Here is a 21,176-nt window from a genome sequence, read left to right on the forward strand (position 1 = left end):
AAAACGAAAAAAGCGTAATGGACCTCAACTTGAAAAAGTCTGGCTCGTTACGCTTTTTTTGTATATGTGATTCGTTGCTGCTATTAGCTGTGTTGACGACGCATGTTGTCCAGAATAATACCTGTCGCCATTGCCACGTTTAGCGACTCTGCACCGCCAAACGCTGGAATGGTAATCTTGTCAGTCACAAACTTCGATGCCGCTTCACGCACACCATGAGATTCGCTGCCCATCAACAAAATACCTTCTGCTGAGAATTCCGTCTTGTGCACACTCTCGCCTTCAAGGAAAGCACCATACACTGGCAAGTTTGCATCTTCCAAGTAACTTGGTAGATCCACTAGGCTCACTTGCACGCGACCAAAGCTGCCCATGGTTGCACTGATGGTTTTTGGGTTGTATGGATCGGCACAATCTGTGCTCGCGATGATGTGCTTGATACCGTACCAATCCGCTACGCGAATGATCGTACCTAGGTTGCCTGGATCAGAAACGCCATCCAATGCAATCATCAAGCCTTTTGCCTGAGGCACCGTTACGTTTGGAATTTCAACCACAGCAATGGCTGCATTGTTGCTCACCAGCGTACTTGCTTTAGTTAAGTCATCTAGTGACGCTTCAATACACTCGAAGCCATTTAGTTCATGGTTGTGCTGCTCTAGAAACTCAGCCGTCGCAAAAATCTGCTTTACCGTGAGCGAGCTGTTCGCCAATTCCAGTACGTTCTTTTCACCTTGAACCAGAAATAAGCCGTGCGCTTTACGCTGCTTCTTTTGACCTAAAGCACGCAGCAGTTTTAGTTGGTTTTTTGAAATCATGAAAATATCCCAGATGAAAGTTGGTGAAGTACCAGATGAAAACGGGGGGATTATAGAGTAAACCTTCGCACAGCTAAAGAGATGCCTTGCTTGAGAGAAAAGAAAAGCCCGCCAAGCTATCACTCTCGGCGGGCTTTAGGTATCTGCCGCTTCCCTATGCTGAAAGAATCGACATCACCATTCTTAAACGACTTTGGTTTTCGTCATCTCTTTAATGCCAGACAAAATGAACGTCGGCAGCGAAGACACAAGAATCACACCAAATAGGTGACCAGCACTTAGTGCCTCGGTGTTAAAGATCAGCTGACCAAGACCGGTGTAAATCACGCCAAGGGACAGCGTTGCCGAGACCGCTACAGCACCCAACAGGTATTTGTTGGTGAATGGATTCTTGCGGTATAGCGAGTTAAACGTACGCGAGTCAAACAAGTGCCATAGCTGAGCAAAAATCAGCATTGCGAACGCCATTGTTTGTGCATACTGCGCGCTTTGACCACTGCTCAGTGCCCAGTTGAACGCCAAGTAGCTCATACCGCCTAATGCCAAACCGCGTGTCACAATACGAGTGCCCAGATGGTCGCTGAAGAAGCTTTCGTTACGCTTACGCGGCTTACGCTCCATCAAATCTTTCTCTTCAGGTTCTACACCCAGCGCCAGCGCAGGCAGACCGTCAGAGACTAAGTTAATCCATAGAATCATTAGCGGCGTAAGTGGCAGAATCGCCTCTGGCCCCATCATCAAGAAAGCAAACAAGATAACCGATACTTCACCCACGTTTGCCGTCAGTGCTTGGCGAATGAACTTACGCAAGTTATCGAAGATCTGACGACCTTGGCGCACGGCTTTAACGATCGTGCTGAAGTTGTCATCCAGTAGAATCAAATCGCCCGAATCTTTGGCTACCGATGTACCTGTGATACCCATTGCAACACCGATGTCCGCACGACGAAGAGCTGGCGCATCGTTCACGCCGTCACCTGTCATCGCGGCCACTTCATTATTGTGTTGCTGAGCTTGAACAATGCGCAGCTTGTGTTCTGGTGTTACACGAGCAAAGACGGCAACTTCCGGACAGATTTTACGTAGCGCTTCATCATCCATTTCATCCAGTTGTGCACCCGTAATGACCAAGTCTTTTTCACTGCGGATAATGCCGATTTCACGTGCAATTGCCGCTGCAGTAAGTGCGTGGTCACCAGTGATCATCACCGTGCGAACGCCTGCGTTGTAACAGCTTTCTACTGCGTCGCGAACTTCTGGACGTGGAGGATCCATGATTCCGTACAAACCAAGCACGGTCACATCTTTCTCTAGCTCAGCAGGATCACGCTTGAGATCATCTTCTGTCAGCTCTTTATAACCTACTGCCAAAGTGCGAAGCGCTTGCTCTGCAAAGTCCTGAATTGCCGCTTCGTAGTTCGCAATCACCTCTTCTGCAGGGCTTGCCGCTAACGCTAAGCTGCCTGTCGACATCGTTGGCGCTGTAGGTAGCTCCCCACCATCGACCATAAAGCCAGAGGCATTGCGTAACACCACATCTGGTGCACCTTTAATAGCAAGGAAGTGCTTACCATCCGGTCCTTTGACAATCACTGACGCCATCTTACGAGCAGAATCAAACGGGAACTTCTCAACGATAGAGTAACCGCCTGTCGATAGCATTTCTGATTGCTCCAGACCCGCTTTTGCCGCTGCAACAATTAATGCGCCTTCGGTTGGGTTACCACGCACAGACGAGTTATCACCATTTTTGATGTATTCCGCATCATTACACAAGGTCGCAACCACTAAGCCTTTCATCATCTCTGGGCTTTGCTTTGCATCAACCGTATGGCCTAGCGGCTTAAATTCACCCTCAGGGCTAAAGCCTTTGCCTGACACTTCCCAGTAACGACCACTTGCATCGTACGCTTTCATTACCTGCATTTGGTTTTGTGTCAGCGTGCCTGTTTTATCTGAACAGATAACCGTGGTTGAACCGAGCGTCTCAATCGCAGAAAGCTGCTTCGCCAATGCATTGTTCTTCACCATCCGCGTTGAGCCCATGGTCAACACAATTGAGATAACTGTTGGCAGACCTTCAGGAATCGCCGCTACCGACAACGAAATACCCGTGTTCAGAATTTCCAGCCAAGGCATACCGTGGTAAAGGCCGATACCACAGACCACAGCCACCACACCCAAAGCCGCGATCATCAAGGTTTTCGCGATGGTATCCATACGCTCTTGCATTGGTGTTTTGGTTTCTTCGGTGTTTGCCATCATGTCCGCAATGTGGCCAACTTCGGTCTTCATACCAGTGCTGACAACCACACCTAAGCCTGTACCAGTGGTCACAATCGTGGTCATAAAGCCCATATTACGCTGATCACCTAGACCAACTGTTTCGTCTTCAATCACCTTAACGATTTTATCAACCGGCTCAGACTCACCAGTAAGCGCAGCCTCATCTACTGCGAGACGGTTTGCTTCAATGATACGCACGTCCGCAGCAAGAATATCGCCCGTATTAATCTTTAGAATGTCACCCGGCACAATGTCACGTGCCAACACATCAATCCATTCGCCATTTCGACGAACTTGTGCCGTTGGCGCTGCCATTTCGCGCAGCGCTTCCATGCCCTTCTGAGCTTTAAATTCTTGCCAAAATGCGATGATGGCATTGATGAAGATGATCACCGTGATGGCAATCGCATCCACAAGGTGACCAGTAAAAAAGGAAACAATCGCACCAATACCCAGAATGAAGATCAATGGGTTCTTAAATTGGTGTAGGAATAGCTCAAGGGCAGATTTACCTTCTTGCTCTTGTAGCTCGTTTTTGCCGTGTTCAGCCTGACGCTGCTCTACTTCTTCCGAAGTCAAACCTTGCTCAGTTGATACATTAAATTGAGTCAGTGTTTCTTCAACCGACTCAGTAAACCACTTTTTAGTCATGGGGGTCTCCAAAAAGCATTCAAGCGACATCAGTACAATTTCAAACTGATAAAAAGCATTCGCTGAATAGAATTGAGTTAAATCGCCTCGCTAGTCACCGTCGCACCGTTTATTTTCATTTTGAATATTTATCAAGAATCTATTCAGTGTTATGCCAGCGAGTAAAAATAACCTACCCGAACCGATGAATACTTGTAATTAACTTTCAGATAGGCAGATAGCGAATGCGGACGAATCTTTGACCCCAATCAATCTCGATTTTATTTTGTCATACAAAAGATCAATTAAGTGTAAGTGAACATGAATAAGACCCCGATTAGACTGAAAAAACACTTCATTTTTCCCGAAAAGTGTAATTTTTCTACAAGATGATTTTATTAAGAGTGGCTAACAAGCATGACAAAAGTGCAAACTATCCGAAAAGATTTGCAAGGGAGGGTAGAAAAATTGCTAATAAAGAATGACTAAATCTTGCTAGCCGAAATGCATCATTTTCGAGTTATACAATCAGCATATTTATTCACTCAAAAACAAAGAAGAAATCACAAGAGACACGGCTGAACACTGCATACAAATTTGGTTGTGAGTGATGAGAATCCACCAGCCAGACGAATTGCCAGTTGATAGAAAGGGAAAAGGTATAAGAGTGGATTTTACAGCGCAGAAACGAAAAAGCCTCGCTGTATAAGCGAGGCTTTTAAAGGGTGGGACCCTAGCCACATCCCGGCACACAAGTCACCCGCTGCGGCTGCTTCCTTCCGGACCTGACCGAGTTCACGAGCTATTGTTGCGAGAGGACCAGGGCCCCATAATTCTGTTTTGAGAGCGCGTCTCAAATGATGTGGGGATTATTCAGCATCGCCTCTCGGATTGCAAGGGCTAAAGCGACGATTTTGTCCATTTCATTTCTGTTTGAACAAAACTCGGTCAATTCAGCGTTTTAAAGTCAACTCATGCAAGGATTTGGCTCAACGCTTGTACGAGAGGCTTGCTTACTTGAGTACATGTCCTCATCCGCTAAATGCAATGCTTGCTCTAAGCTAACGCTGCGCTCACGCTTAGTCGACACGCCAACAGAAATCGTTACCTGATTCAAATCACCAAAATGTTCACCTTTGACATCAAGAGCGCTTAGCTCTTCAATCGCTCTTGTTAATTGCGTTTCTGTCGGATAACCCAGCAGGATGAACTCATCGCCACCAATACGATAACTTCTACCAGCCCAAACGCGATGTATCTTTAGCGAAAGCAATTGCAGCACTTTATCCCCTGCTCTATGCCCATAAGTATCGTTGATTTGCTTAAACTTATTGATGTCGAGGTACAAGATAGCCAAGTCTTTTGGCACGCCTTGTCGATACTTCACTTGCAGCGAGCGACGATTTCTTAATCCAGTTAAGTTGTCGGTATTCGATTGGCGATACAGATACAGCGTCACACCAAGCGCAAACACCAACACAAAAATAAATACCGCTTGCGTCTGAGTTGCTAAGCGCACTTCATATTCCAACGCAGTGCGCCAATCCGGTCTCAAATCGTAATGGGCAACAATCTTTTCCAAGTCCAACATGGAAATCGCACGGCTAAAGTAAGGAGCGAGAATCTCACCGCGCTGACTGGTTGCTAAGCCAACCGACAGTTCTGATTCGTAAAACTCTCCGATGGCATCGTCTTGCTCGATGGGAATTAGCTCACTCAAACGTAAGAAATGATTGAGCATTGCGGTATCCATCGCAATGTAATCAATCTCTCTCGCCAACAAGGCATCCAACATCAACTGCTGCGAATCAAAACGATTGAGTTCCTTTAATGGCAGCATTTGTGTGAGCATTTGGTCGAAGAAGTCATCTTTCACCACACCAATACGCTCAGAAATCAGCTGAGAGACATGAGAATACACGTTTGGTTTGTAGCCAAGGCGCTTAACCATGACGGAGGTTGGGTAGTAATGAGGCTGAGGGAAGTTGCTAAATGTACGTCGCTCGCGGCTAATCGTTAAAGGAGCAAGCATATCGAATTCACCTTGGATAAACTGGTTATACATAGATTCCCAGCTCTCGTTTGGTTTGCTGATCACTTGGCAATTCAACGCCAAAATCTCGCAGCTCTTTAGGACGATATCCGCCGTCATTCCTTCAACAGAACCATCTTCTTTGTACACCACATATGGAAAGATCGATTCAAACTTTATGGTAAACGGCTTTTCTAAATCGATAGGAAGTTGCTTGATTGATTCACGTAATGCGGTTTGTCTCAACTCAAATTGGTACAAAGCCACCTTCTCTCGAAGTAACTTCTGCACTGCTTCGCTATGGATAAAATCAGCAAATCGAGACAGTTCTTCAAGGTGGGTTCCCTTTTGGCTAACAATCGATACTGGCTTTATTGAGATATGGTCATTAAGCAGCTTGGCATCAAAGCCTTCAAGTAACATTGGTTTGAGTTGATTGATAGCATCGACAACGCCGTCCACTTGTCTAGAACGTAACAGCGATACCGCCTCTTCATGCCCTTGGTAAGGTACCTGAATCAACTCAGGATAATATTGTTCAAGTAGCGCTTCGTAGATGGTGTCTTGTGGGACGCCAACGACGGTCGCATCACTCAAAATCGTATCACTTAAACCATACAGGTAGGTGTATTCAATGTTGGTGGGACGCGAGTAGCTAAACAGCTTCGCCCTTTCTGGGGTGTAGGTGATGTTGGCGGCAAAATCACTTTTACCATGGGCAACAGAATCTAAAATCGCATCAAAACTCGAGTAATTAACATACTGAATTGAGACACCAAAGTTCTCTGCCACCGCATCAAACAGGACACGCGTAACGACATCATCCGCCTCTGTCGCCACCTTATAATGAGAGACTTGTTCTGGTTCTGCTTTGAGACTCAGACTCAATAGAAAGCAAGCAAAAACCAACAGCCTTTGAACTACTTTAACCATGACTAACGTTTCTAAAAAGGCCCACTTTATATAGGGGCTAAGATTGAATTTTTATTATTAAATGCACAATAAATATGAAAGGCCGAACATATAACATCCGGCCTATTATTTCATAAACAAATCAATAGTCTGCCGCACGGGTCACTATTTACTCAGTGCAGCTACAACTATTTTATAACTCGGCTTGCTCATCACTACTACGTAAGATGTAGTCCGTCATCCAAGCGGTGCCCAGTAAGCATATCCACACAACAAAAACAGGGCTAGGAACTTCGATATTGGGGCTAACGACCAAAGCAGCAAAACCAACGGTTGGTAAGGTCCAACAAAGCAATTTCCCCCAGCGCAATGAATTTTTAATCTTAGTCAGCGCTTCCATCGACGCCAAAATACCCGTGATGCTTAATGCTACAAGCACCGCATACGGCAAATCCGCCAGCCATAAAGGCAGTAATAACAACAAAGACCACCAAGCGTGCTTGTCCGATGGTTTCCAATGATTGGCAGACCACCACATCACAATCACCGATAAGGTTTGCACAGCGGTTAACCAAGCAGAGCCACCTAGCTTACCCCCCTCCTGCGTGACCATAATGCCTACTTGTAACGTGAGAACAATCAGGCCCGCAGTCAGCAACACGCCCAATGAACTCCGACGAGAGAACACCACCATGAGTAACGGGAAAAGGATTAGGATACCGACAGACAGCGCAATAGGCTGCATCGATAAAGTGACGCCATAAACGGTCATGGCACCGAGCAGAATCAGACCTGCAAGACCACCTTGTGGCAGTATCCACAATGCGGGGATCATTAAGGCGAGAACCGGAATCTCTCCTTCGCTCAAACTGATGGCACGAGCGCATACCACGGCAAGAAGAGTCGTAACAAGAAATTGAAGTGTCGAAAAAATCATAGCGCCTCCTGGCTTCCCCAACCAACTTGGTAACTCAACGGCATGTCAAACTGGGCATTAAAAGTCGTTGAGCGGGTCTATTTATAAACTAAGCATAAGCCTGTTTTTGTATTTCCAACTTACTCTGGTAATCAATTGCAGCTCAAAAAAGAACACAGAAAAATGGTAGGTATGGACGAGCGGCAAATGATGTTAAGGAGCAAGAACTGATAGCGAAGTACAAGTCTTGTGTATTACCATTCCTTGGTAAACAACAGTGGACACTTTCAGTATGGACCAATTTTTGATGCAAATCTTTGCTGTAATTCACCAAATTCCCACAGGGCGAGTTTCTACTTATGGTGAAATTGCAAAAATGGCGGGCTACCCTGGTTACGCAAGGCACGTAGGTAAAGCGCTAGGTAATCTGCCGGAGGGGAGTAAACTACCTTGGTTTCGAGTCATTAACAGTCAAGGCAAGATTTCATTAAAAGGTCGAGACTTAGAAAGACAAAAGCAAAAGCTGGAAGCTGAAGGGATTGAAGTGTCTGAGATCGGAAAAGTCTCACTCAGAAAATACAAATGGCAGCCTTAAGCTGCCATTTTTAATTGGTTTACATTGCCGATAGCAATTAACGCGTGCCAACTAGACGAATGTTTGCTTCGTGTGTTTGCTCTGCGTCCGTAATCACTGGGATGCTAGTATCATTGATAAAACGCAACTTACCATCTACTTCGATACGAGCACGCAGGCTGTAACGATGGTTAGGTTTAATGTCGTTGCTGTTGTAGCTTAGTTCAAATGCCAAAGGTACTTGCTTACCTTCAGTTTCGAATGTTTGTTTAGCAAGAACTTTAGCTGGAGCATCCGCCAGAGAAACATCTTCAAGTGCAACCGTTACTACTGCGTGTGGAGGCAGTGCGATACGCTCACGGTAAGCCACTGTACCTGTAATTGTCTTCATAGACGCCTCAGCCGATTCCATTTCTGTATTTTGAGAAGTTTGGCAACCCACTAGTGCAGCACCGAATAGTAAAGAAGTAACAAGTAGTAGTGTTTTTTTCATAGTTTCCTCAACGGGTGTATCATTTCGCGCTAAGTATAGAGGGAGATTATTAAACTGTCTGCTGTACGTTTAGCGATTTGACAATAGTTTGACTAAGTTAGAAATTACCAAACAGTTGATTTTGTTTCATAATTGAAGCAGCAATAAAAATAAGGTGAGGAGACATCATGAGTAAACCATTAAGAGAATTGCTCAGCCTACTACAACTCGAAAAACTAGAAGAAGGCTTGTTCCGCGGACAAAGCGAGAACCTAGGTTTACCTCAAGTTTATGGTGGTCAGGTTATTGGACAAGCGCTATCTGCCGCGCGATACACGGTAGAAGACGCACGTACCGTACATTCATTCCACAGTTACTTCCTATACCCTGGCGATCCTGAAAAGCCGATCATTTACGATGTAGAGAATCTGCGTGATGGTCGCAGCTTTAGTACTCGCCGCGTGAAGGCAATTCAGAACGGTCGTCCGATTTTCTACCTGACCGCTTCTTATCATGGTGACGCTCCGGGGTTTGATCACCAAAACACCATGCCAGACATTCCTGGGCCAGAGAACTTCCCTTCTGAGACAGAACTAGCAAGCCACATTGCGGAATTTTTGCCAGAGAGACTACGCAAAACGTTCTGTGGCGAGAAGCCAATTGAAACACGTCCGGTGAATATCGTTAACCCACTGAAGCCAAAGAAAACCGAAGCGAAACAATATTTGTGGATTCGTGCCAACGGTGAAATGCCAGACAATCAGTTGATTCACCAATACCTACTCGCTTATGCGTCGGACTGGGGCTTTCTGATCACCGCATTACACCCACACGAAGTATCGTTGATGACGCCAAACTTCCAAGTGGCAACCATCGACCACTCTATCTGGTTCCACCGTCCATTTAAGATGGATGAATGGTTGCTGTATGCCATCGAAAGCCCAACAGCAAGCAATACGCGTGGTTTGGTTCGTGGTGAGATCTACAACCAGCAAGGCCACCTTGTTGCTACCGCAGTTCAAGAAGGCGTGATGCGCTTTACTAAATAAACCATCGCGATGTTCAATCAAAAAAAGGAGTGCCGACGCACTCCTTTTTGTATTTAGTTCTTTTGGTAGTTTAGGCTGACGACAGCCCACTCATAAAGTGATTTCGGGTAACCGTACTTCCCTTCACCGTAAATAGTATCCGGTTCAGCATAGAAGCCGCCCGCATCACTCGCCAAGAACTCTCGCGCACCTTTGCGGTAATGAATCAAAGGGCTCATCGATTCGTAAGCAGTATTTGCATCTAACGGTCGGTCATCAATCACCAGAAAACGCGTCATTCGGATGCTGCTACCGTTTTCGCAATATCCTGCATCTGAATAATCGACAGCAAGGAAAGGTTTCGTGTCATTTTCGCTGAGTTGCGAACGACAACCATCGAAACGGGCAACGTGCATCCACAGACCACGAGTTTTAGCCGGATCATCATTGCCAACTGGCTTCATGTTTAAAAATACGACTTTGCCTTTGCCATACAGCGCGAGCTCTGTGTCTGTCGGCTCTCGTACACTTCTAGCGCCCATGACACCAAACTCACTCTCTTGAAGATTGGCAAACTCAGGGCCACTTAACGTGCTAATCACTACCGTTTGTTCGCTATCCAGTTGAGTGTATTTATCGGCGTCACCAGATTCGGCAAGATCAAGAAAAACCGTCACCAATGTACTGTCCAGCGCTTTATAGTCTTGCGTTTCCGCCTCAGAAACATTCAGTTGAATCGAGTGCCCAAACTCATAACCTGTGAGGGTGATGCTTCCATTCGCACGATCCAGAGTCGCTATTTCTTCACTAACTGAGGTAGCAAACTCATAGCTACGCGTACCAATCGCCGTACCAATCTCTAACTCCACACGCTTAAACGGTTCAAATGCCACCGTTTGACGAGTCGCGCTTAATCCCGGATGCTCCGCTTTTGCAATCGAGCCATTAACGGTGATCGTCTTCGTCAGATAATTGCGGCTTGTTAACGTGACTTCCAAGGAGTAATCGCCAGCATGAAGCACATCTAGCACCCCCGTATCAGACGATGCCATTTTTACCGTTGGTGACGCTTGGTTAATCAAATGGTAAGAGGCAGTGGTATCGCTATCTGTGACTATTGGCTTTAGCGTTTTATCTGAACCAAAGGTTGCACTTGAGTATTGGACCGTCACGCGACTTTCAATTGGCTTGATGGTTACATTGAAGCTTGCTTGACCCGGCGTGAACTTATCATCACCAGAGTCAGAAACCACAATACGTGTGCTGCCAGCATTAAGAACGCGCATTTCTCCTGTGTTGCTATCTAGAGACACCACATCGGTCGGTGAGCCATCTGCAAATTGGTAAGTCACCTGCCCAACCGTTCCGCTAATAGTCGGTTTGCTTGCCAAAGGTTTGAGCGCATTCCAATTATCTTCAACATCTGATGAAATTTGAATGCGGCTCGGAGCACTTAAAATATTGAAAGTCACTTTATGCTCAGGACCTGCACTGTAATTGTCGCTTTCCTTTCGGCGTAAAGTTAGTGTGGTTTCACCCGCTTTGTAGACATGTACAATCCCATTAGCAATCATGTTTGCTACACCTGGGTGTGTATTGTCAGTCATCTCAATCACATCACCGGAGCTAAGCTCGTCAAAATCTTTTAGCAGATTGAATTGGTGATCCTTACTGTAAACCTCTTCATAATCACGAGTCGCAAGCGGCTGACCTTGCGCTTTAGCGATATCAAGGTTCACTTTGAACTGAATTGGCTGATAGAACTCACCGCCATCATCTTCGAACGTTAACGTGTAGTTACCCGCCGTTTCGAGATATAGCGTATCTGAGGACATGCTCAGTCCCTCTGGTAAATCCCCAACCAGTTTGACATCGCCCTTTTGCCCCGCAAACGCGAGCGGAATCGATAAACCTTTCTGATAGGTAAAGGACATATCAATGTCTTTGATAACAGGGGGTGCTGCCGGAGAAATATCGATATTAAAACGCGCTTTCGTAGAAGGGAAACTACGCAAATCGTCCTCAATCACATCAACCTCAGCACGACCAACACCTTGAATCAACAGAGCGTTGCCGTCGTCAGAAACACGCACCACGTCTTGACCTGATACCACATCAAAATGATAATCTCCCAGCGCTCCCTTAACTTGTGGGTACAACGGAGCAAGCGCTTGATAACTTGCCGAGATGTTTGAAGCACTGATGTTTTGTCGCGTTCCTTTGCCAATTGCAACGTTAAATCGAGCAGTTTGCGTTTGCTCAACAAAGCCTTCACTGTACGTTGCCGTTGCTTCAACCGTTACTTGCCCAGTGTTATGAATCAAAAGTAAACCAGTATCTGGATTCAATACCTCAGCGACTTTGTCATCAGGGGTGCTATTGATGATCTCGTAGCGAATGCTTTTGGTATCTGTACTATCCAGTCTCACAGGTGTCAAAGTCAGGCCTTCTCGGAACTCACCAGTTAGAGGAGCAAATTGCAGTTGCTCAGCACCAACTTGATAAAGGTGAATATTGACGAGTAAATCACGAGCTTGGTAATAATCGTCGCCCGAGTCATGAACACGTACTTGCGCCGTTCCAGATTTCCCGATGGCGAACACTCGACCGTCGGTATTAACCTGAATCAAGTGTTCAGATCCACTTTCTACGGCATAGCTCAGAGAGCCTTTTTGCCCTCGTACAACCAAAGATTGCCCTTCAGTTTCCGACGCATTTAGACTGACATCGTTTGCAGCCAGATCGGCATTGTTGCCTTTGTCTACGGTAATCGTAAACGTGGCCTCTGACGTTTCGTAAGTCGGACTGCTGTCCGTCACTTTAATTGACGCCGTACCTGGACGAAGGATTTGTAACTGACCGTCGTCGATTTGAACCACATCAGAAGGAGTTGAAGATAAAATTTGGTATGTGATCGTGCCTTGTACGTTACTCATTGCCGTATTTGCGACACTTCCAATGCCATCAAATGTGAGTATTGCGTCTTCAACTTTAAGTTGAGGTCGACTTTGTTTTGTTGTTTGAGTTGAAGAACCCGAATTACGCGGCTTGGAATCGCCGCCCCCACCACCGCAGCCAGCGATTACTGCAGCAAGCAAAAGGAGAAAATAATATCTTTTCATTTTTTGTAATAATTTCTTACATCTTATAAGTGGCGGCGATAATAATACGATGTTTTATTCACCGCCAGCCCCTTTTTTGATTAATAAGATTATCGATAAACTACATTACCATTCGCTAAATCAATAAAATGCCGTCAATTTTCTAAAACAAGCTCGCTAATGCGACGAACAACCGTTTACGATCCGACTTCGCATTAAATTAGCGATGATTAAATTAGGGTTTTCAATAGATTAAAATATAAACAGTCGATCACACTTTAGCTGGCGTGTGGTGTGGATATTGAGGAAATATGAAGTCAACAGAGTGACTTCATATCTAATTTAGGTAGGAATTTAGACACCGTAAATAGGCAACTCAGTTGTATACTTGATTGGCTCCATCGCAAAGGTTGAAGTAACGTTGGATAGCCCTCTTACACTATTCACCAATCGCTTGTAGAACTCGTCAAAGCACTTCATGTCTTTTACCACAACCTTCATCATGTAGTCGTACTCCCCCGCCATGCGATAGAACTCCATAACTTCAGGAAAATCACTTACCGTGGTCACAAAGTGGTGATACCAACCTTCTGAATGGTCACTGGTCTTAAGTTGCACAAACGCAATAAACGACAAGTCGAGCTTTTCTGCGCTCAACAACGCCACGCGCTTTTCGATATAGCCTTCATCTTCCAGCTTTTTTAAACGCTTCCAGCAGGGCGTAGTAGTCAGGTTCACTCGCTCGGCCAAGTCATTTAAAGACAAGGTTCCGTCGTTTTGGAGGAAAGAAAGTAACTGCCTGTCGATTTTATCTAAGCTCATTCCTAGAATTTTCCTAATTTAGAGAAAATTTTTCTACTATTGATGAATAACAGAACAATAATAGCAAAGTTTTTCTCTAAGGTTATAGGTAGATTATCCCTATAGACAAAAACAACTACCCTACAGATTTTCGAGGAGTCACGTTATGTGTACTGACCACAACTGGATCAACAATGCTGTACGCAAAATCGAAGCAGACTTTCAACGTTCAGCAGATACTCACCTATTCAAATTAGACCTACCTTCTTTGGAAGGCATCGACATCTACCTAAAAGATGAAAGCACGCATCCAACGGGTTCATTGAAGCACCGTTTAGCACGTTCGCTTTTCCTTTACGCGATTTGTAATGGTTGGGTTGGTCCAGAAACCACAGTGATCGAAGCATCATCAGGCAGTACAGCGGTTTCTGAAGCGTACTTTGCGCGTCTACTTGGCTTACCGTTTATCGCAGTAATGCCAAAAACCACAGCACGCAAGAAAATTGAACAAATCGAATTCTACGGCGGTAAAGCGCACCTTGTTGACCGTTCAGACCAAATTTATGACGAGTCTCGTCGCCTAGCGAAAGAGCTAAACGGTCACTACATGGACCAATTTACTTACGCTGAGCGCGCAACCGACTGGCGTGGTAACAACAACATTGCGAACTCTATCTTTAGCCAAATGGAGCTAGAAGATCACCCAATCCCAAGTTGGGTTGTGATGAGCCCAGGTACTGGCGGTACATCTGCAACGATTGGTCGCTTTATCCGTTACCAAAAATACGACACAAAACTGTGTGTGGTTGATCCTGACAACTCAGTATTTTACGACTACTTCCAATCTGGCAATGCAGATATCAAGGGCGAAAACGGCAGTAAGATCGAAGGCATCGGCCGCCCACGTGTTGAGCCAAGCTTCATCGCTGGTGTTGTTGACGAAATGCGCAAGATCCCTGATGCAGCGAGTGTTGCAACGGCGCATTGGTTGTCTGGTTTGATCGGTCGTAAAGTTGGCGCATCGACAGGTACTAACCTATACGGCGTACTTCAGCTAGCGTGTGAAATGAAACAACGTGGTGAGACTGGTTCTATCGTGACACTACTTTGTGATTCAGGTGAGCGTTACCTAGATACTTATTACAATACTGAGTGGGTAAAAGAAAACATCGGTGACATTCAACCTTACCTAGCACAGCTGGAAATCATCCAAGCAAAAGGTTGTGTTGAGCCAGCATGTTGCGGCCCAATCACCGAGTAAGACAGATACTTTATTAAAAAACAGCCTGCTCAATCAGCAGGCTGTTTTTTTATCTGCTTAATACAAGAGAGTTACTTTTTCTGACGCGCTTCAAATGCTGCCAATTGTTCTGGTGTCGCTTTTGGTTGGTGGTTTTGTTTCCACTCATCGTAAGTCATGCCGTAAACACGCTCACGAGCATCATCGATGTCGATATCCACACCTAGGTCTTCCGCTTCTGCCTTGTACCATTTGCTGAAACAGTTGCGGCAGAAGCCAGCAAGGATCATAAGATCGATGTTTTGCACGTCTTTGTTTGCATCCAAATGCGCTAACAAACGACGAAACGTCGCTGCGTCCAGTTTGTCTTGCTCTTCTTGGGTTAGATTTTTGTATTTGAATTCAGCCACTTTACTTTCCTTTTATTTATCTCGCAGCTCATAGCATAGAAATGAGTGAGCGTGATGAGTCTAAAATTTGCGCCATTACAACAAATTTCCCTCTAAAACCACGCACTCACCCAAAAGACTGATATGATAACTGCCAGTTATCTTATTGATTAAATTAATACTAATTCTAAAAACGGTCTTTCACAAAGGTTATCGCCAAGTTATGAAAAACGCCATCCTATTATTATCTGCATTGACCATGAGTCTGCCAACTTTCGCCGCTCAAGAGCAAACCCACCAATCTTATTTATACCTAGGTACAGGTAATGTGGGCTTTGACACTCCGAATTTTGGTTCTGATCGCGACAGTGGCTGGTCGACACCTCACATCACGGTTGGCTGGGGTTACCATGTAAACCAATACCTCGCATTTGAAGGGGTACTGCGTTATTCACAAAATGAACTTAAGAATGATGCTCTAAAGACTGACTTAGACCTTCACTATTACCAAGCCGGTATGTCTGCGGTTGTAACCAGTGATAACTTAGGCGATACGCCGCTGTCACTATTTGGCCGCGTAACCGCGCTTGGCACTCAAGCTGAAATGTACGTACCAAACGAACAAAAAGTCACAGACGATTCTGGCGCACTATTCAACATCGGCGCAGGTGTCCATTGGGATATGAGTAAAGATATCTGGCTACGTGCTGAATACATTTACAACGTCGCCGACATGGGGTTTGATGACTTCTACGACAGTTACGAAGGCGTGCAAGTGAGCTTGGGTAAACGCTTCTAATCGAGCGCTTCCAAGCTGGCTTTAAAACCCAGAATTGAAGACAAAGAAAAGCCGAGGTCATTGCCTCGGCTTTATTGAATCTGTTTGTTGCGCAGACAATGGCGCTAGAAATTATTGTTCCGAAAACTGGCCAGCGGTATCTTGCTTTACATGGCTACTCTGTTGCCCTGCATCCAATGAAGTCAGCACACTTTCTTGGCGATCCAGAATCGCACCTGTCAGCTTCGGTAATGCTGTCGTTGCTAACAGTGCCATTGCACCAGCAACCAAAACCATCTCAACCATGTAACTGCCACGGAATTTTTTCAAGGGAACACCTCAATAGCATCGCCGACACAAGCATCGATCCTCAGATGCTTTGTCTGCCAAGACCCGTCGTTCGGTCAAACACGATGAGCGAGTCCTGTGCCCCTCGAAGAAGTGGCGAAATAATAACCAATATTTATCATTAGATCTATAAATAGTTAGAATAAAAATACAAAAAAACCGAGCAAATGTTGCTCGGCTTTTAATTTCAGCATCTTACAGAGATCACTTATGGATGTGCAATACGTCCTTTTGTATCGTGGCTTAGCGCTTTATTCAGCTCAGCCTCAACATGGCCAGGTGAGCGCGTCTTCGCAGAAATCAATCGGTACATTGCAGGGATAACGAACAAGGTGACTAGCGTCGCGAAGCCCATACCGAAGAAGATAACCGTACCTACTGCCACACGGCTTTCATAGCCCGCACCTGTCGACATGATCAACGGAATCGCACCCGCAAGCGTCGTAAATGCCGTCATCATGATTGGGCGTAGACGACGTGCTGCCGCATCAGTGATCGCTTTTTCAAACTCGATACCACGGTCACGCAATTGGTTAGCAAACTCAACGATCAAGATACCGTTCTTGGTTACCATGCCGATCAACATGATCATGCCGATCTGACTGTAGATGTTCATTCCTTGGCTCATCACAACCAAACCGAGGAAGCCACCAAATACGCCCATCGGTACGGTGAACATCACCACCAGCGGGTTAACGAAGCTTTCGAACTGCGCTGCGAGTACTAAGTACGCCACCAAAAGAGCCAATGCGAACACGACCGCTACGCTAGCTTGGTTTTCTTTAAAGTCTTTTGACTCGCCAGAGTAGCTCACTGAAATATCACCCGGTAGGCTATCAATCGCTTCTTGATCTAGGAAATCGAGTGCGTCCCCTAAGGTATAGCCTTCAGATAAGTTGGCAGTAATGGTGATCGACTTTTGCTTGTTATAGTGAGACAAACGAATCGATGCCGCGACTTCTTCAATCTTGGTCACCGTGTCCAAGGTCACCAACTCACCACTTGTGGTTCGCAAGTAAATTTGGCTTAGGTCTGCCGCGTTATTGAAGCTGTTTTCGTCACCACGCAGGTAAACGTCATATTCTTCACCACGGTCGATATAAGTCGTTTCACTCTTACCGCCAAGCATGATCTCCAGTGTTTCAGAGATGTCTTGTACACTCACGCCAAGTTCAGCTGCACGGCGCTTGTCTACTGACACCAACAACTCAGGTGTTTTCTCGGAGTAGTCGATCTCCGCACCTTCCATCATTGGTGATTCTTCCGCCTTGTTCTTAAGCATTTCTGCCCAGACCAAAAGCTCATCATAGTCCGACCCGCCAAGCACGAACTGAACTGGCTCACTCGATCCACCACGGAAGCCAGGCATGAATGGGAAGACACGAACGTCAGGAATACCTGCCAGTGACTTACGCACTTCATTCAACGCTTCTTGCGCGGTAACGTCACGTTCGTTCCAATCGTCCAAAATCATGATAACGAAACCCGTTTGGTCACCTGCTTGGCCACCGAATGCTGGTGTTTGGATACTGAACGACTTCAAAAAGCCTTGGCCCAACAACGGCATTAAACGATCTTCTACGATGTCCATGTTTGCCGACATACGGTTGTATGACGTTGCATCTGCACCACGTACAAAGGCAAAGATAACACCACGGTCTTCTTGCGGAGTTAACTGTGCAGGTACTTGATTCATCAAGCCATAGCTGCCGCCCATACACGCAACGATAACCAAAGGTGCCGCCCAGCGAACTTTCAACGCGCCGCGCAGTGCTTTGCGGTAACCCGATTCTAACTTGGCGAACAATTTATCAACCGCTCGATTAAATCGGTTTGGTTTCACATTAGCTTTTAGAATCTGACTGCCTAGAACAGGAGTCAGTGTCAGAGCAATCAGTGAGGAGAAGATCACTGACATTGCCAGCAATACGGAGAACTCGGTAAACAGCAAGCCTACCATGCCATCCATGAAGGAAATCGGTAGGAATACCATCACAAGGACAAGCGTTGTTGCGATAACCGCAAAGCCTACTTCTCGCGTACCTTTGTAAGCAGCCAGTAATGGTGATTCACCACGCTCAATATGGTGGAAGATGTTCTCTACTACTACGATCGCATCGTCCACAACCAGACCGATAGACAAGATCAGCGCCATCAAAGTAATCAGGTTGATAGAGAAACCAAAGTAGTAAGCCGCAATGAACGAGGAAATCAGTGAAACGGGTACAGTCACCGCCGGAATCAGGGTCGCACGCGCTTGACCGATAAAGATGTACAGAACCAGAATTACCAAGCCACCCGTAATAAAGAGAGTGCTGTAAACCTCGTCAATCGAACGCTCGATAAAAACGGTAGCGTCATAATCGATCGCTAGACGAGTCCCATCAGGCAGGAACTTCTGAATCTTATCGACTTCGGAGCGAACAGCTTGTGCCACTTCTAACGGGTTTGCATCAGACTGAGGCACAACACCTAAGCTGATATTAACCACACCATCACTCTTAAAGGTCGAATTTTCGTTTTCTGCGCCAATGAACACATCCGCCACATCTTTTAGATAGATAGGCGTGTTATCACTTGCGCGTTTCACGACAAGGTATTGGAAGTCTTCTGGCGTGTTGTAAGTACGCGCGGTTCGCACCGACATCACAGTTGAGTCGTTACGTACTTCACCACCAGGGCTTTCTAAGTTTTCACTTCGCAGAGCAGCTGTAATGTCAGATGCTGTAACCGAGCGACCCGCCATCAGGCCTGGTTTAAGCTTCACATACATTACTTTGTAAAGACCACCAGACAAGTCGATAGAACTTACACCAGAGATCAGACTGAAACGGTCCATCAGAACACGTTCCGCGTAGTCTGTTAGCTGGGTTCGGTCCATTTCAGACGAGCTAAGGTTAATATAGAGGGAAGCTTCACCCGAACCGTTGTTCTTAAAGACCACAGGGTCGTCGGCTTCGTCCGGTAATGAACGTTGAGCACGAGCCACCGCATCACGAACATCACTTACGCCCGTATTAAGGTCATAACCCAATTCAAAGGTGATGGTGATGCGCGACATACTGTTTCGAGTAGTGGAACTGATTTCATCAATGCCACTGATACCCGAAAGTTGGTCTTCCAGTACTGAAGTAATTTGGCTTTCAATAATGGTTGCAGAAGCGCCTTCGTAACGAGTACTGATCGATACAACTGGGCTTTCGATGTCTGGCATTTCGCGTACTGCTAGTTTTGTAAACGACACAAAGCCGAATACACACAGCAGCATGCTTAATACCAACGCCGCAACGGGGCGCTTTACGGAAACGTCAGAAAGTAACATTAGTTCGCTTCCTTAGCCGCTTCGTCTTGCGTGCCCTGCTCACCACTTGCCTTAGCAGTTTTCGCTTTTCCTGGTGCGACGATCTCTTTAACTTCAACGCCATCGCGCATGTTCACAATGCCTTGCACGACGATCTTGTCTCCGATCTCTACGCCAGATTCAATCACTACTTCATTATTAACACGAGCACCCAAGAACACTTCTTGACGCTTCGCTTTGTTGTCTTCATCAATAACGTACACGAATCGCTTGGTACCTGAGTATTCTAGCGCTTGAACTGGGATAATAGGCGCTTCAATTGCAGGGAACGCCAAAGAAGCATTCATCAGCATGCCCGGCTTGAGATGGTTTTCTGGGTTGTCGAATTCAATACGAATACGTAGGTTCAAAGTCTCTGCACTGATGCGAGTATCGATACCCGTTACTTTTCCGACGAAATCAACACCGTTCCAAGCACTGGTCGTCGCGTGAACTTCCATACCGACAGACAGCATCGACAGGTAACGCTCTGGTACTTGCAGATCCAACTCCATGACAGAAAGGTCATCCAGAGTCAGTAGCTCAGAACCTGCGCTCACCATTTTTCCTCGGCTGAAATCGATGAAACCAACGGTGCCGGCAAAAGGTGCACTGATATTTAGGTCCGCTAAGTTGGCTTTTGATGCATCAAGACGTGCTTCGGCAATCTCTACGCTCGCTTTTTGTGCATCGATTTCTGTTTGAGTGATGGCATTACGTTTAACCAAACGCTGAAACTCTTTTAACTTACGTTGCTCATCTTTTAGGTAAGCTCTTGCTTCTACTAATGCCGCTTGCGCTTTATCGTCATTTAATAGGATAAGAAGTTGGTCTTGTTGAACGTTTTGGTTGGCTTTTACGGCGATCTCTTTCACCTTGCCAGCAACCTCAGAAGCAACAACAACCGATTGGGCAGCTTCAAGCTTGCCGATCAGTGACAAAGACTGGTTGATTTGATGCGTCTCTACTTGCTCAGTTACCACCGTAACTGTTGATGGACCACGTTTGGCTGCAAAAGCGGCTGGTGATGCCATTAAAATAGAAAGCGTTAAAACAGATAAAGTGGCTCTCATACTCATAATTTTGACTACTAATCAGATAAACTTATGTCATTAAACTGAATACAGTTTATCAGTTGATACGACGCCTAACGTCAAGTAGTGTAAATTCAAGTAAAAAGTCAGTTTCTCTTTTGTATAAACGACATACAAAACGCTGACTTTCTACCATCTTTGCCCAAAAAGGCAGCATTCAACGTAAAAACGTAAGAAAAACGCTTTACAGCCTGAGCGAGTTTGCTATGATGCGCTCCGCACTTGAGAGATGTGTTGGGAAAACAATCTTAAGTATAAAAATACCCTGGAGGGGTTCCCGAGTGGCCAAAGGGAGCAGACTGTAAATCTGCCGGCACTGCCTTCGATGGTTCGAATCCGTCCCCCTCCACCATATTCTTTCTTATGTTTTTCCTTTGAACATGAGAACAACTTGGAAGCTAGGTTGGGAAACTAACA

General features: G+C 45.8%; 15 protein-coding genes, 1 tRNA gene and 1 other RNA gene. 5 read left to right on the top strand and 12 right to left on the bottom strand.

Annotated features, from left to right (window positions below):
* Positions 1–83 precede the first annotated feature (83 nt).
* The 5 genes from VCHENC03_RS06670 to VCHENC03_RS06655 all read right to left on the bottom strand — a co-directional run bounded on the left by VCHENC03_RS06670 (position 84) and on the right by VCHENC03_RS06655 (position 7,615).
* Positions 84–818, bottom strand: coding sequence for an RNA methyltransferase (locus VCHENC03_RS06670; protein WP_009707142.1), 735 nt, complete (start codon positions 816–818; stop codon positions 84–86).
* A gap of 183 nt (positions 819–1,001) precedes the next feature.
* The gene (locus tag VCHENC03_RS06665; RefSeq protein ID WP_009707143.1) at positions 1,002–3,755 is read right to left on the bottom strand and encodes a cation-translocating P-type ATPase; all 2,754 of its coding nucleotides are present in this window, start codon (positions 3,753–3,755) and stop codon (positions 1,002–1,004) included.
* A 707-nt stretch (positions 3,756–4,462) separates the two neighbouring features.
* Positions 4,463–4,559, bottom strand: an RNA gene (gene ffs / locus VCHENC03_RS27010) — signal recognition particle sRNA small type.
* Positions 4,560–4,701: 142 nt separating this feature from the next.
* The gene (locus tag VCHENC03_RS06660) at positions 4,702–6,699 is read right to left on the bottom strand and encodes a GGDEF domain-containing protein (protein ID WP_009707144.1); all 1,998 of its coding nucleotides are present in this window, start codon (positions 6,697–6,699) and stop codon (positions 4,702–4,704) included.
* 172 nt (positions 6,700–6,871) lie between these two features.
* Entirely contained in the window at positions 6,872–7,615 is a 744-nt protein-coding gene (locus tag VCHENC03_RS06655) for a hypothetical protein (RefSeq protein ID WP_009707145.1), read from the bottom strand.
* Positions 7,616–7,886: 271 nt separating this feature from the next.
* Here VCHENC03_RS06655 and VCHENC03_RS06650 point away from each other — a divergent pair, with 271 nt between their 5' ends.
* Positions 7,887–8,189 (top strand): DNA base-flipping protein, encoded by a 303-nt coding sequence (locus VCHENC03_RS06650; protein ID WP_005446629.1) that lies wholly within the window; start codon positions 7,887–7,889, stop codon positions 8,187–8,189.
* A gap of 37 nt (positions 8,190–8,226) precedes the next feature.
* Here VCHENC03_RS06650 and VCHENC03_RS06645 read toward each other — a convergent pair whose 3' ends face one another.
* Entirely contained in the window at positions 8,227–8,661 is a 435-nt protein-coding gene (locus tag VCHENC03_RS06645; protein WP_005437540.1) for a YbaY family lipoprotein, read from the bottom strand.
* Positions 8,662–8,828: 167 nt separating this feature from the next.
* On the opposite strand from VCHENC03_RS06645, the gene tesB reads away from it, so the two are divergent.
* Entirely contained in the window at positions 8,829–9,689 is an 861-nt protein-coding gene (tesB, locus tag VCHENC03_RS06640; RefSeq protein ID WP_005437547.1) for an acyl-CoA thioesterase II, read from the top strand.
* 53 nt (positions 9,690–9,742) lie between these two features.
* Here the strand turns inward: tesB and VCHENC03_RS06635 are convergent, their stop codons facing one another.
* Positions 9,743–12,790 carry a hypothetical protein gene (locus VCHENC03_RS06635; RefSeq protein WP_009707146.1) on the bottom strand — a complete coding sequence of 1,016 codons (3,048 nt, stop codon included), beginning with the start codon at positions 12,788–12,790 and terminating at the stop codon, positions 9,743–9,745.
* 333 nt (positions 12,791–13,123) lie between these two features.
* Complete coding sequence (locus tag VCHENC03_RS06630) at positions 13,124–13,591, bottom strand: Lrp/AsnC family transcriptional regulator (RefSeq protein ID WP_009707147.1); 468 nt, start codon at positions 13,589–13,591, stop codon at positions 13,124–13,126.
* Positions 13,592–13,736: 145 nt separating this feature from the next.
* Here VCHENC03_RS06630 and VCHENC03_RS06625 point away from each other — a divergent pair, with 145 nt between their 5' ends.
* A complete protein-coding gene (locus tag VCHENC03_RS06625) occupies positions 13,737–14,831 on the top strand; it encodes a PLP-dependent cysteine synthase family protein (RefSeq protein ID WP_005437553.1) in 1,095 nt (364 codons plus the stop codon).
* A gap of 71 nt (positions 14,832–14,902) precedes the next feature.
* On the opposite strand, the gene VCHENC03_RS06620 is transcribed toward VCHENC03_RS06625, so the two are convergent.
* On the bottom strand, positions 14,903–15,220 hold the full coding sequence (locus VCHENC03_RS06620; RefSeq protein ID WP_005431642.1) for a DUF1244 domain-containing protein: 318 nt from the start codon (positions 15,218–15,220) through the stop codon (positions 14,903–14,905).
* 202 nt (positions 15,221–15,422) lie between these two features.
* Here VCHENC03_RS06620 and VCHENC03_RS06615 point away from each other — a divergent pair, with 202 nt between their 5' ends.
* A complete protein-coding gene (locus tag VCHENC03_RS06615) occupies positions 15,423–15,998 on the top strand; it encodes a porin family protein (RefSeq protein ID WP_009707148.1) in 576 nt (191 codons plus the stop codon).
* A gap of 111 nt (positions 15,999–16,109) precedes the next feature.
* Here VCHENC03_RS06615 and VCHENC03_RS06610 read toward each other — a convergent pair whose 3' ends face one another.
* The 3 genes from VCHENC03_RS06610 to VCHENC03_RS06600 all read right to left on the bottom strand — a co-directional run bounded on the left by VCHENC03_RS06610 (position 16,110) and on the right by VCHENC03_RS06600 (position 20,744).
* A complete protein-coding gene (locus VCHENC03_RS06610; RefSeq protein WP_009707149.1) occupies positions 16,110–16,307 on the bottom strand; it encodes a hypothetical protein in 198 nt (65 codons plus the stop codon).
* 226 nt (positions 16,308–16,533) lie between these two features.
* The gene (vmeF, locus tag VCHENC03_RS06605; protein WP_009707150.1) at positions 16,534–19,647 is read right to left on the bottom strand and encodes a multidrug efflux RND transporter permease subunit VmeF; all 3,114 of its coding nucleotides are present in this window, start codon (positions 19,645–19,647) and stop codon (positions 16,534–16,536) included.
* Positions 19,647–20,744: an efflux RND transporter periplasmic adaptor subunit gene (locus tag VCHENC03_RS06600; protein WP_032802946.1), complete on the bottom strand. Its 1,098-nt coding sequence runs from the start codon at positions 20,742–20,744 to the stop codon at positions 19,647–19,649. The genes vmeF and VCHENC03_RS06600 overlap by 1 nt, the downstream gene beginning before the upstream one ends.
* A gap of 282 nt (positions 20,745–21,026) precedes the next feature.
* Here VCHENC03_RS06600 and VCHENC03_RS06595 point away from each other — a divergent pair.
* Positions 21,027–21,111 (top strand) — tRNA-Tyr (locus VCHENC03_RS06595).
* Positions 21,112–21,176: the final 65 nt, after the last annotated feature.

The organism is Vibrio sp. HENC-03 (genome assembly GCF_000305755.2).
GTDB classification, from domain to species: domain Bacteria; phylum Pseudomonadota; class Gammaproteobacteria; order Enterobacterales; family Vibrionaceae; genus Vibrio; species Vibrio owensii.